The organism is Nocardia sp. NPDC019323, from assembly GCF_044389845.1.
Classification (GTDB): Bacteria; Actinomycetota; Actinomycetes; order Mycobacteriales; family Mycobacteriaceae; genus Nocardia; species Nocardia implantans.
The window spans coordinates 950,889-963,151 of the sequence record NZ_JBIRYN010000001.1 but is presented as its reverse complement, the minus strand read 5'-3'; the positions used below and the strand labels follow the sequence as shown (position 1 = coordinate 963,151).

Below are 12,263 nucleotides of genomic sequence, written 5' to 3'. Positions count from 1 at the left end.
CGCCGTAGGCCCCGCCCGCGCCGGTCGATTGCCGGGGTCCGGCGGTCACGCCGTAGGCTCGAAACTTGTGCCGAACACGTCAGACGCAACGCAAGACCAGCCCACCGGCGACCCGAACTACCTGGTCGGGCTCGATCTGCACGGCCGGCGTGTCGTCGTGGTCGGCGGCGGGTCGGTGGCGCAGCGCAGGCTGGGCCTGCTGATCGCCTCCGGCGCGGACGTCCACGTGGTGAGTCGTGCCGTCACGCCCGCGGTCGAGGGGATGGCGAGTTCCGGGCAGATCACCGTCACGCTGCGCGATTACGCCGACGGCGACCTCGACGGCGCCTGGTACGCGATCGCGTGCACCGACGAGCCGGAGACCAACGCGGCGGTGGTGGCCGAGGCGACCCGGCGGCGGATCTTCTGCGTGCGTGCCGATACGGCTCGGCTGGGCACCGCGGTCACCCCCGCCACCGCGCGCTACGACGGGCTGACCCTCGGCGTGCTCGCGAGCGGACAGCACCGGCGCTCGGCGGCCGTGCGCAACGCGGTGCTGGAAGCTCTGCAATCCGGAGTGGTGAGTGACGACTCGACGCCGATCGCGCCAGGCGTCGCCTTGGTCGGCGGCGGACCGGGTGATCCCGACCTGATCACCGTGCGCGGACGACGGCTGCTGGCCAGGGCGGATCTGGTGGTGGCCGACCGGCTCGCGCCGCCGGAACTGCTCGCCGAACTCGGGCCCGAGGTCGAGGTGGTCGACGCCGCCAAGATCCCGTACGGGCGGGCGATGGCGCAGGAAGCGATCAACAACGCGCTGATCGAAGGCGCGAAAGCGGGCAAGTTCGTGGTGCGGCTCAAGGGCGGCGACCCGTACGTGTTCGGGCGCGGCTACGAGGAACTGGAGGCGTGCGTGGCCGCCGGGGTTCCGGTGACGGTGGTGCCCGGCGTCACCAGTCCCATCTCGGTGCCCGCGGCCGCGGGTATCCCGGTGACCCACCGCGGCGTCACCCACGAGTTCGTGGTGGTGAGCGGGCATGTCGCGCCGGACCACCCGGACTCGCTGGTGGACTGGCCCGCGCTGGCCCGGCTGCGCGGCACGTTGGTGCTGATGATGGCGGTGGAGCGGATCGAGCAGTTCGCCACGGCGCTGCTGGAGGGCGGCCGCCCGGCGGGAACGCCCGCCACCGTCATCCAGGAGGGCACGCTGCGCACGCAGCGCGTGCTGCGCGCCGATCTCGGCACGGTGGCCGCCAGGGTGCGCGCCGAGGGTATCCGCCCACCCGCGATCGTGGTGATCGGCCCGACCGCCGGATTCTCCGCCGACGCGATCGTTCCGCACGCCGACTCCGCGGCGGGTTAGCCTCACCGCTGCCGCTGCCGCTGCCGCTGCCGCTGCCGCTGCCGCTGCCGCTGCCGCTGCCGCTGCCGCTGCCGCTGCCGCTGCCGCTGCCGCTGCCGCTGCCGCGTGATCCGAATCCGAGCGGACGGTGGTGCACGCAACCCCGCCTGTCAGGTCGCCTCGGCACCCGTGACGGTGGCCGTTCGCCGAGTGCGCGGGCCGTTGGCATTCGACTTCGCAGCAGATCGCTCAGCCGACGAGTGGGGAGCGGAGCGGGCGAGTCGCCCGCCCTTCGGCCCGCGTGTCACGGACGGTCGGCTGTCGGCGTCGGACCAGGCAGCATCGCCGACCTCCGCCGCGTCGTCCGCGCCGCGTCATGCCTTTCCGCCTCGACCGCCGGGCAGGGTGGGGCGGACGTCTCGGAGGCGCCCCACGCGGTGAGCAGCCGGCGCCGGCCTGACCCGGCCGGATGGTCGGGACAGCTCCCCGTCACCGGTCCGACCGGGCCGGTGGGTGGACAAATGCGGCAGCGGCATCAATTACAGTGACTCACTGTGCTTCGGAACCCCGCTGCGACGATGCAGTATCCAGTGACGCAGCGGGCCTTCGGGCTCGCGATCCTAGTCCTGAGCGGACTGCAGCTCATGGTCGTGCTCGACGGCACGGTCGTGATCTTCGCGCTGCCGCGGCTGCAGGAGGAGATGGGGTTGTCCAGCGCGGGCAGCGCGTGGACGGTGACGTCCTACGGGCTCACCTTCGCGGGCCTGATGCTGCTCGGCGGCAGGCTCGGCGACGCGTTCGGCCGCAAGCGCATGCTCGTGGTCGGCGTCGCGCTGTTCACCCTGGCCTCGCTGTTGTGCGGCTTGGCGCAGAACCAGGCGATGCTGCTCGCGGCGCGCGCGTTCCAGGGCGCCGGCGCCGCTGTCGCAGCGCCCACCGCGTTCGCGCTGGTGGCGACGACCTTCGCGCCGGGCAAGGCACGCAATCAGGCGATCGCGATCGTCGGCTCGATGGTCGGCATCGGCTCCGTCGGCGGACTCGTGGTCGGCGGCGCGCTGACCCAGCTGTCCTGGCGGTGGATCTTCCTGATCAACGTCCCGATCGGCGCGCTGATCATCCTCGGCGCGGCCTACAAGCTGGCCGACACCGAACATCACCGTTCGGCCCTCGACCTGCCCGGCGCGGTGCTCGGCACCATCGCCTGCGCCTCGATCGTGTTCGGCGCCACCGAAGGGCCGGAGATGGGATGGGGGCACCCGGCGATCATCGGTTCGCTGATCGCGGGCGTGGTGCTGCTGATCGTCTTCGTGGCGCTGGAGCGGCGGGTGGACGACCCGCTGCTGCCGTGGTCGCTGTTCGACAGCCGCGACCGCGTCGCCACCTTCCTGCTGATCTTCCTGGCCGGCGGCGTGCTGGGCGCGATGACCTTCTTCGTCGCGCAGTTCATGCAGAACGTCATCGGGTACGGGCCGCTCAAGGCGGGCGTCGCGGCGATCCCGTTCACCGTCGGCATCGGCATCGGCGGCGCGGTGGCCTCCAAGGCGGCGCTGTACATCGCGCCGCGCTGGCTGCTCGCGGGCGCGGCCGTGGTGCTCGGCGTCGGACTGCTGTTCGGCTCGACTCTCGACGGCGAGGTCATGTACTTCGCCACGCTGCTGCCGCTGCTGGTGGTGATCGGCCTCGGCGTCGGCATCGCCATGGTGCTCGCACCATTGTGCGTGCTGGTCGGCGTGCCACCGGCCAATATCGGGCCGCTGGCCGCGGTCGGGCAGATGTTCATGAACCTGGCCACGCCGGTGGCCATCGGCCTGCTCACCCCGATCGCGGCCTCACGGACCCTTTCGCTCGGGGGCCGCACCGAGAAGGTGGCCGGGATGACGCCCGCGGAGATCGCCGCGCTCGGCAACGGCTACACCCTGGTGCTGTTCGTCTGCGCCCTCGTCGCGTTCGCGGCCGGACTGGTCGCCCTGACCCTGCGCTTCACCCCCCAGCAACTGGCCATGGCCCAGCACGCCCAAGAGGAAGCGCAGCAAGGGAGCGTTTGATTCGCCGCTTGTTCGTCGCGGCGTGTTCGCGGCCTCCTCATGGATTGGAAGACGGGGTCGAGGTCGCCGAGGCGGACTCAGAATCGCCCGACTACGCGCCGGGGTGTCACCCGCACGATGACGCGTGGCCCGTCGTTGACCGACGCGGGGTTGAAGTCCGCGTACTTCTGTCCGGTGTACTTCGCCGAGAGCTCGTCGGGCAGCGTCTTCTCCGGGTCGGGCGTGATGGTCGCGCTGCCCCGGATCTCCGCGTAGACGTACGGGTTGTCCGGCGGGTTGATCAGCACGGTGATGCGCGGGTCGCGCGCCAGGTTCTTGCCCTGCTGGCGATCGGTAGTGGTGGAGAAGAGCAGGTCGTCGCCGTCGCGCTTCAGCCAGATCACCGTCAGATGCGGTTGCCCGTTGGGGCCGATCGTGGCCGCGGTGGCGAAGACCTTTTCTTCGTCCAGGTACTTCTTCAGGTCGTCGGAGAGCTCTGCGATGCTGGTCACGTTCTGAGCGAACAACGCGGCGCCGCACGGCATTCCCGTCGGCTCCGCGCACGCCGCCGAAGAACTCTGTCGAGCCGGTCGCGGACCGAAGGATCGGGCGGCGGCGAATCCGGCCGCCTCGCGGTGCGCGCGTTCGGGCAGAGCGCGGAAGTGCCTGCGGAAGGTGTTGTGCACGACGACCATGTCGCCACGCGCGCCCGCGACCGTGTTGATCAGCCGGGCCCCCCGGCACGTCCTCACCGCGGCCGAACGCGGGCGGCGGTGGGCGGAGGTTGTCGCGGCCTACCCCGGCTACGAGACCTACCAGAAGCGAACGACCCGCCGTATCCCTCTTGTCCTGTTGACCGCGCACGACAACTGACACGGCTCGACGGCGCCAGGTGCTCGTGAGCCGAAGGCACGAATCGGGCCGAACTCGCCCCGCACCACGGAACAGCCGGATGCGCTCAGGTGATGATCAAAAGCTCCGTCGGCGAAGCGATCTCGGCTCGCAACCCCGCTTTGGCCGCCACCCGCGCGACGCCGCGCACATCGGCCGGTTCGGCTCTGCTGAGCACGAGCGCGCGCGCCAGCAGACCCTTGTGGTGCTTGTTGAAATGACTCACCACCGTCCGTGACCCGTCCGGATGTTCGGTCAGCACGTTGGCGGTGATCGCGCCGGGCACCCGCCCGAGCTGCTGATAGGTGCCCGAGCGCAGGTCGACGACGAGTTCGCCCGACGCCTCAGCGTGCAGCGCCGCGGGCAACTCGTCGCGCCAGACGGCCGAAAGCGTCGGCAGTCCGGGCAGTTTCGAGCCGCCGGACAGGCGGTAGGCGGGAATCGGGTCACTCGCGCGGACCGCGCCGAACAGCGCGGAGCCGATGCCGAGCCGGGCGTACGCCTTGGCCCGCTGCGCCTTGGTGAACGAGCGCGCGTCGAGCGCGTCGTAGAGGACGCCGGTGTAGCGCTCCAGCGCGGGACGCGTCGGAGCGGTGCGCAGCGCGGCGTTGCGGGCGATCTCGCCGTCGGCGCCCTTGCCGAGGCCGAGCGCGGCGCGGGAGCGTTCCGGGTCGGCCGCCAACCGAACGACTTCCTCGATCAGCCGGGCACGCACCGCCGTGAGCTGCGGCATCGCCAGTGCGTCCAGCGCGAGCGGCGCCCCGGAGCCGCCGTCGGACTTGGTTTCGGAGGGAGGCAGCAGCACCAGCACGAACGAATACGGTAATGCGCTGGGACCAGCGTTCGGCCAGCGACTACCCTGTGCATCCGTGATCACCCGCCTCTCCCGCCTGTTCCTGCGCACTCTCCGCGACGATCCCGCCGATGCGGAGGTGCCCAGCCACAAACTCTTGGTCCGTGCCGGCTATGTGCGCCGCGTCGCCCCGGGTGTCTACTCGTGGCTGCCGCTGGGCCTGCGCGTGCTGCGCAAGGTGGAGGACGTGGTGCGCGCGGAGATGGACGCGATCGGCGCGCAGGAGATCTCCCTGCCCGCGCTGCTGCCACGCGAACCGTACGAGACCACCAACCGGTGGACCGAGTACGGCGACGGCCTGTTCCGGCTGCGCGACCGCAAGGGCGCGGATTACCTGCTCGGCCCCACCCACGAGGAGCTGTTCGCGCTCACCGTGAAGGGCGAGTACAGCTCCTACAAGGACCTGCCGGTCACGCTCTACCAGATCCAGACCAAGTACCGCGACGAGGAACGTCCCCGCGCGGGCATCCTGCGCGGGCGCGAGTTCGTGATGAAGGACTCCTACTCCTTCGACCTGGACGAGGACGGCCTGAAGGCCAGCTACCACGCGCACCGCCAGGCCTACCAGCGCATCTTCGACCGGCTGCGGGTCAAGTACGTCATCGTGGCCGCCACCTCGGGCGCGATGGGCGGCAGCGCCTCGGAGGAGTTCCTGGCCGACAGCCCCGTCGGCGAGGACACCTACGTGCGCTGCCCGGAGTCCGGCTACGCGGCCAATGTGGAGGCGGTGGTCACGCCCGCGCCCGAACCGCTGCCGATCGAAGGGCAGCCCGAGGCCGTCGTGCACGATACCCCCGACACCCCGACCATCGCGACGCTGGTGGACTGGGCCAACAGCGCGGGCATCGCCGAGCGCTACGGCCGCCCGGTCACCGCGGCCGACACGTTGAAGAACGTGATGGTCAAACTGCGCCACCCGGACGGCAAGACCGAGATCGTCGGCATCGGCGTCCCCGGTGACCGCGAGGTCGACGACAAGCGCCTCGGCGCCTCGGTCGAACCGGCCGAGGTGGAACTGCTCACCGACGCCGACTTCGCCGAGAACCCGTTCCTGGTCAAGGGCTATATCGGCCCGAAGGCACTGCAGGCCAACGGCGTTCGCTACCTGGTCGATCCCCGTGTCGGCACCGGCACCAGCTGGATCACCGGCGCCGACGAGCCTGGCAAGCACGTCGTCGGCCTGGTCGCGGGCCGCGACTTCACCCCCGACGGCACCATCGAGGCGGCCGAGGTCCGCGACGGCGATCCCTCGCCCGACGGGCGCGGCGCCCTGGTGGCGGCGCGCGGCATCGAGATCGGCCACATCTTCCAGCTCGGCAACAAGTACACCGACGCGTTCGAGGTGGACGTGCTCGGCGAGAACGGCAAGCCGGTGCGGCTGACCATGGGCTCCTACGGCATCGGCGTCTCGCGCATGGTCGCGGTGATCGCCGAGCAGCAGCACGACGACAAGGGGCTGCGCTGGCCCGCGGCGGTCGCGCCCTACGACGTGCACGTCGTCATCGCGAACAAGGACGACGCGGCCCGCGCCGGCGCCGAAGAGGTGGTGTCCGGCCTGCACGCGCAGGGCTTGGACGTGCTCTTCGACGACCGCACCGCCTCGCCAGGGGTGAAGTTCAAGGACGCCGAGCTGCTCGGTATGCCGCTGGTGCTGGTGATCGGCCGCGGCTGGTCCGAGGGCAAGGTCGAACTGCGCGACCGCTTCACCGGCGAGACCGAGGAACTTCCCGCCGCCTCCGCGGTGGACGCGGTGGTGGCCAAGGTGCGCGGCTGACCTGTTTCCCCGAACGGCCCCCGGCGGAATCTGCCGGGAGCCGTTCACATCGACGCGAGAGGGGGCACGGCGTCGGCTGTGCTCGCGATCGCGGCGGACCTACGCGACCGTAACCTGAATTCGCTGGTCACAGATCCGCGGACCTCATCCACGCTGCTGTTACCCGCTGGTAAGTTAACCGGCATGACAAACACCGACGTGCGGTTGTTCAACCCCGCCACCTATGACCCGCAGCAGTTCGACGCCGAGACGCGGCGCCTGTTGCGCGCCACGATCGAGTGGTTCGAGGGGCGGGGCAAGCAGCGTCTGCTCGCCGACGACGCGAACGCGGTGTGGACCGCGGACTTCCTCGACTTCGTGAAGAAGGAGAAGTTGTTCGCCACCTTCCTGACCCCGGCGGCGTACGCCGACGGCGACCCTGACCGCCGCTGGGACGCGGCGCGCAACGCCGCGTTGTCGGAGATCTTCGGCTTCTACGGCCTGGCGTACTGGTACGCCGAGCAGGTCACGATCCTCGGTTTGGGTCCGATCTGGCAGAGCGACAACGAGGCGGCCAAGAAGCGCGCGGCCGCCGACCTGGCCGCGGGCGAAGTGATGGCGTTCGGCCTGTCCGAGCAGACCCACGGCGCCGACATCTACAACACCGATCTGGTGCTCACCCCGACCGAGCCGGGCAGCGAGGACGCCGAAGCCGGAATCCTCTTCCGGGCCAACGGCGAGAAGTACTACATCGGCAACGGCAACGTGGCCAGCATGGTGTCGGTGTTCTCCCGCCGCGCCGACCTCGAAGGTGCCGACGCGTACGTATGGTTCGCCGCCGACTCCAGGCACGAGAACTATCACCTGCTCGGCAACGTCGTGCACCAGCAGATGTACGTGAGCACCTTCCGGCTGGAGAACTACCCGGTGCGCGCCGAGGACATCCTGCACACCGGCCCCGAAGCGTTCTCCGCGGCGCTGAACACCGTGAACGTGGGCAAGTTCAACCTCTGCCACGGCGGCATCGGCATGGTCGAGCACTCCTTCTACGAGGCGATCACGCACGCGAACAACCGCGTCCTCTACGGCAACCCGGTCACCGAATTCCCGCACGTGCGCGCGAATTTCGTCGACGCGTACGCGCGCATCATCGCGATGAAACTGTTCAGCGACCGCGCGATCGACTACTTCCGCAGCGCGAGCCTGGAGGATCGCCGGTACCTGCTGTTCAACCCGATGACGAAGTCCAAGGTGACCTCCGAGGGCGAGACCGTCATGACACTGCTGCTGGATGTGCTGGCCGCCAAGGGATTCGAGAAGAACACCTACTTCGCCGAGGTGCAGCGGCTGATCAGCACGCTGCCCAGGCTGGAGGGCACGGTGCACGTGAACGTGGGGCAGATCCTGAAGTTCATGCCCAACTATCTGTTCGACCCGCAGGACTACCCGGAGATCGGCACCCGCCAGGACCCGGCCGACGACGCGTTCTTCTGGCGCCAGGGCCCGGCGCGCGGCGCGGGCAAGGTGCGCTTCGCCGACTGGACGCCGATCTACGACAAGCACGCCGACATCCCGAACGTGAGCCGCTTCTACGAGCAGGCCCGAGCGCTGCGCACGCTGCTGACCACGGCGGCTCCGGACGCCGCGCAGCAGAAGGACCTGGACTTCATGCTGACCATCGGCCACCTGTTCTCCCTGGTGGTCTACGGCCAGCTGATCCTGGAGCAGGCCGAGATCACCGGCTTGGACCGCGACCTGATCGACCAGATCTTCGACTTCCAGATCCGCGACTTCAACGCCCACGCCACCGCGCTGTACGGCAAGCCGTCGGCCACGCCGGAGCAGCAGGGCTGGGCCGCGTCCGCGCTGCGGCCGCCGGTCGCCGACCGCCCGCGTTTCGACCGGGTGTGGGCCGAGGTGGCGTCCTACGACGGCGCCTACGAGATGCGGCCGTAGCGGTCACATGTCGAGCGAACGACGGCCCGCGCTGTCCGCGGCCGCCGTTCGCGCCGTTTCTTGCGGCGCACAGGGTCGCGGGTAGCCGGGGTCAGGCCTTGCCGGGAAACGCGACCGTGGGCGGATTCGCGCCGAGGATCGACTGCCACGCGGCCAGCCGGACGGCGGCCTCGGTGAGCGCTTCCACGCCGGTGCGCCGGATGGCGATGGAATCGCCGCGCTCGACCACCGACCGCCAGGCGACGGCGGTGTCGGACTCGACCGTCACGGCCAGCCGGGCGGCGGAGATCGGATCGGTCACCGCGAACGGCGTCGTGTAGGCCGCGTCCGGCGGCGGCACCGTCCCGCCGCCCAGCGCGAGGACGTCCACGGTGGTGTCGCGGCGGGCGCGGTGCGCCGCGGTGTGCTCGGCGACCAGCCTGGTGCGCTCGGAGGAGGCGTAGGCCGCGATCACCCCGTAGGCGTACACCGCGCCGTATTCGGCGTTCAGCGCGTCGATGAGCGCTCGGCGCTCGGCTTCGGTCATGCCAGCAACACCCCTGTCTGCACCGCGCAGGCCGCGCTGATCGAAGCGAGCAGACCGGCCCGGTAGCCGGTCAGGGCGCGAGCGAGCTCGGCCGCCGATTTCTGGGACGCGGTGAGCTGCGTGCGCAGCGTCTCGACGCTCGGCGGAGTGGTGGGCGGCACGGCGCTGCCCGACGCCACGACCGACGGGCCGGACGCGCCCGCGCGGGTGCGGTGCGCCGGTGTGGTGCCGTCGGCGTAGACGCCGATGGCGCGGTCGATCTCGGTGCGCAAGGCGTCGGCGTGGGCGGTGCGCTCGGCCGCGATCGCCGCCAACGCGGCGTGCCGGTCGGGCGCGACGGCGATGGCCGCGCTCGCCGCCGCGGCGTCGGCGCGGGCCGCGACCTCCTGTGCGGCAAGCGGATCCGGCTCGTGGACCACGTCGTCACCGGTGCAGCCGGCCAAGGCGCCCAGGGCGAGCACCCCGGCCGTCCCCCCGCCCGCGAGTCGTAGCGCGCTGCGACGATCCAGGACGGTGTGGCGGGGCTCGTGCCGGTCGGAGGGCATGCCGGTAGTGCGCCCGGCACGCGGCGGGGCGGGAAGGCGGATGGGCACGGCACTATCGTGCCAGACTCGCGACGCTGTGCGGACCAGCGTCGGCCGTGGCGTGCGGACTCCTCGACCACTGGTCCTTTACACTCTCGTGGCGCGTTACGCTAGACCTTCGGTAGAGAATTTTCCCGCCGCGTCACAACTGAACCAGGAGCCGCCCATATGCCGATGCCGACCGAGGAAAGGGTGAGCCAGCTCGTAGCTGGTCTCGTCGAACGCCGAGGATTCGATCTGGAGGGCGTCGAGATCGCGACGGCGGGCAAGCACGTCGACGCGCAGGCTCGGGTGCAGGTGACCGTGGACCGCGACACCTCCGATCTGGACGCCCTGGCGAGTCTGAGCACGGAGCTGTCGGCGCTGCTCGACGACGCGGGGGAGTTCGGCGAGACGCCCTACCTGCTGGAGGTCACGACCCCTGGGATCGACCGCCCGTTGACCGCCGCCAGGCACTGGCGGCGGGCGCGCGGCCGGAAGGTGCGAGTGCGGCTGCGGGAAGGCGCGCAGCCACCGGAGGGGGTGGCGACCTTCGAGGCCAGGGTCGGCGCGCTCACCGGCGACGCGGTGGCGCTGGTGCTCGGCGGCAAACGCGACCCGCGCCTGGTGACGGTGCCGCTCGCCGACATCGCCACGGCCGTCGTCCAGGTCGAGTTCTCCCCGCCCGGCGCGCGCGAGCTGGAACTCGCGGGCGGAGTCGTCCCGGGGCGGCCCGCTCCGGGTGCGGAAGACGCGGTGGCGGTGGACGACGCCGCGAAGCTCCGAGGAACACCGAATGCATTGTCCGAATCCGTAACAGCGTCCGATTCGCCGACCGAAGGGATCGTGGAATGAACATCGAAATCGAAGCCCTGCGCGCGATCGTCGCCGACAAGGGGATCTCGATCGAGACCGTGATCTCCGCGATCGAGTCGGCGCTGCTCACCGCGTACCGCCACACCGAGGGGCACCAGCCCAACGCGCGCATCGACATCAACCAGCGGACCGGCGTGGTCAGGGTGATGGCGCGCGAGGTGGACGCCGACGGCAACGTGATCTCCGAATGGGACGACACCCCGGAGGGTTTCGGCCGGATCGCGGCGACCACCGCCAGGCAGGTCGTGCTGCAGCGGCTGCGCGACGCGGAGAACGAGAAGTCCTTCGGCGAATTCTCCACCCACGAGGGCGACATCGTCGGCGGTGTGGTGCAGCGCGACGCGCGCGCCAACGCCCGCGGCACCGTCGTCGTGCGCATCGGCAGCGAGCTGCACGGCGCGGAGGGCTTGATCCCGCCCGCCGAGCAGGTGCCGGGCGAGACCTACGAGCACGGCGACCGGATCAAGTGCTACGTCGTCGGCGTCTCGCGTGGGCCGCGCGGGCCGCAGATCACGCTGTCGCGCACCCACCCGAACCTGGTGCGGCGCCTGTTCGCACTCGAGGTGCCGGAGATCGCGGACGGTTCGGTGGAGATCGTCGCCGTGGCGCGCGAGGCGGGGCACCGCTCCAAGATCGCCGTGCGCACCACGGTGCCCGGCGTCAACGCCAAGGGCGCCTGTATCGGGCCCATGGGACAGCGCGTGCGCAACGTGATGAGCGAGCTGGCCGGCGAGAAGATCGACATCATCGACTACGCCGACGATCCGGCGACCTTCGTCGGTAATGCGCTGTCGCCGTCGAAAGTGGTTTCGGTCACCATCGTCGACCCGGACGCTCGGGCGGCCCGCGTCGTCGTCCCCGATTTCCAGCTTTCGCTGGCGATCGGCAAGGAAGGGCAGAACGCCCGCCTCGCCGCGCGGCTGACCGGGTGGCGCATCGATATCCGCAGCGACGCCGCCCCCGGTGACCTGGGCGGATCCGTGCGAACGGAGGCGCATCGGAGTTGACGGGAGTCCGCGGGCGCAGTGCTCGGGATGACAGGTTCGTAACTTCCGAAGGGGAGGGGTTCGGCGTTCGGCGCGTGGCAGCGGTAGAGTGGTCCAAGGTTCAGTCCGAGCCTTCGGTTCCACTGCGCGATCGCACCACCGAGCAGCACCCGGCGCCCCAGCGCCCCGCGGCTCCGGTGCGAACGTGTATCGGATGCCGGAAGCGCGAGCTGGCCGTCGATCTGTTGCGGATCGTGGCTCGGGACCGTGAGACCGGAGACGGCGCCCACGTCATCGAGATCGTTCCCGATCCGCGGCGCAGACTTCCCGGACGGGGTGCCTGGCTGCACCCCCTTTCGGCTTGTCTGCGCGCGGCAGAGCGGCGCCGAGCGATCGGCAGAGCACTACGAGTGTCCGGATATCTGGATATCTCAGCCCTGGAGCATTACCTCGAGAACAGGCACGAGCACTCATGAGCACACCGTGAAGTACCAACGATGAACGTCCATCGGAG

The 12,263-nt window shown here is 70.5% G+C and carries 12 protein-coding genes; 8 read left to right on the top strand and 4 right to left on the bottom strand.

The genetic code is table 11. The features are described from left to right. Positions 1 to 67 precede the first annotated feature (67 nt). Both cobA and ACH49X_RS04565 read left to right on the top strand, forming a co-directional pair. The gene (gene cobA, locus ACH49X_RS04570) at positions 68 to 1,342 is read left to right on the top strand and encodes a uroporphyrinogen-III C-methyltransferase (RefSeq protein ID WP_195078782.1); all 1,275 of its coding nucleotides are present in this window, start codon (positions 68 to 70) and stop codon (positions 1,340 to 1,342) included. Positions 1,343 to 1,899: 557 nt separating this feature from the next. Continuing rightward, positions 1,900 to 3,366: an MFS transporter gene (locus ACH49X_RS04565; RefSeq protein WP_357107544.1), complete on the top strand. Its 1,467-nt coding sequence runs from the start codon at positions 1,900 to 1,902 to the stop codon at positions 3,364 to 3,366. A 77-nt stretch (positions 3,367 to 3,443) separates the two neighbouring features. Here the strand turns inward: ACH49X_RS04565 and ACH49X_RS04560 are convergent, their stop codons facing one another. Continuing rightward, a complete protein-coding gene (locus tag ACH49X_RS04560; RefSeq protein ID WP_323124226.1) occupies positions 3,444 to 4,040 on the bottom strand; it encodes a PPOX class F420-dependent oxidoreductase in 597 nt (198 codons plus the stop codon). Here ACH49X_RS04560 and ACH49X_RS04555 point away from each other — a divergent pair. Beyond that, the gene (locus tag ACH49X_RS04555; RefSeq protein WP_195078784.1) at positions 4,039 to 4,218 is read left to right on the top strand and encodes a nitroreductase/quinone reductase family protein; all 180 of its coding nucleotides are present in this window, start codon (positions 4,039 to 4,041) and stop codon (positions 4,216 to 4,218) included. The genes ACH49X_RS04560 and ACH49X_RS04555 overlap by 2 nt on opposite strands. Before the next feature lie 85 nt (positions 4,219 to 4,303). Here the strand turns inward: ACH49X_RS04555 and yaaA are convergent, their stop codons facing one another. After that, positions 4,304 to 5,047 carry a peroxide stress protein YaaA gene (gene yaaA / locus ACH49X_RS04550; RefSeq protein WP_195078785.1) on the bottom strand — a complete coding sequence of 248 codons (744 nt, stop codon included), beginning with the start codon at positions 5,045 to 5,047 and terminating at the stop codon, positions 4,304 to 4,306. Between the two features lie 58 nt (positions 5,048 to 5,105). Between yaaA and ACH49X_RS04545 the strand changes: the two genes are divergently transcribed. Both ACH49X_RS04545 and ACH49X_RS04540 read left to right on the top strand, forming a co-directional pair. Continuing rightward, positions 5,106 to 6,863 carry a proline--tRNA ligase gene (locus ACH49X_RS04545; RefSeq protein WP_357206841.1) on the top strand — a complete coding sequence of 586 codons (1,758 nt, stop codon included), beginning with the start codon at positions 5,106 to 5,108 and terminating at the stop codon, positions 6,861 to 6,863. A gap of 183 nt (positions 6,864 to 7,046) precedes the next feature. Further along, positions 7,047 to 8,798, top strand: coding sequence for an acyl-CoA dehydrogenase family protein (locus ACH49X_RS04540; RefSeq protein WP_357206839.1), 1,752 nt, complete (start codon positions 7,047 to 7,049; stop codon positions 8,796 to 8,798). A gap of 91 nt (positions 8,799 to 8,889) precedes the next feature. On the opposite strand, the gene ACH49X_RS04535 is transcribed toward ACH49X_RS04540, so the two are convergent. Next, positions 8,890 to 9,324 carry a ferritin-like domain-containing protein gene (locus ACH49X_RS04535; protein WP_195078788.1) on the bottom strand — a complete coding sequence of 145 codons (435 nt, stop codon included), beginning with the start codon at positions 9,322 to 9,324 and terminating at the stop codon, positions 8,890 to 8,892. Next, entirely contained in the window at positions 9,321 to 9,917 is a 597-nt protein-coding gene (locus ACH49X_RS04530; protein ID WP_323124227.1) for a hypothetical protein, read from the bottom strand. The genes ACH49X_RS04535 and ACH49X_RS04530 overlap by 4 nt, the downstream gene beginning before the upstream one ends. A 159-nt stretch (positions 9,918 to 10,076) precedes the next feature. Between ACH49X_RS04530 and rimP the strand changes: the two genes are divergently transcribed. The 3 genes from rimP to ACH49X_RS04515 all read left to right on the top strand — a co-directional run bounded on the left by rimP (position 10,077) and on the right by ACH49X_RS04515 (position 12,225). Then, positions 10,077 to 10,742, top strand: coding sequence for a ribosome maturation factor RimP (rimP, locus tag ACH49X_RS04525; protein WP_195078789.1), 666 nt, complete (start codon positions 10,077 to 10,079; stop codon positions 10,740 to 10,742). Then, positions 10,739 to 11,770, top strand: coding sequence for a transcription termination factor NusA (nusA, locus tag ACH49X_RS04520; protein WP_067808621.1), 1,032 nt, complete (start codon positions 10,739 to 10,741; stop codon positions 11,768 to 11,770). Before rimP ends, nusA begins: the two co-directional genes overlap by 4 nt. A gap of 122 nt (positions 11,771 to 11,892) precedes the next feature. Continuing rightward, entirely contained in the window at positions 11,893 to 12,225 is a 333-nt protein-coding gene (locus ACH49X_RS04515) for a YlxR family protein (protein WP_323124236.1), read from the top strand. Positions 12,226 to 12,263 lie beyond the last annotated feature (38 nt).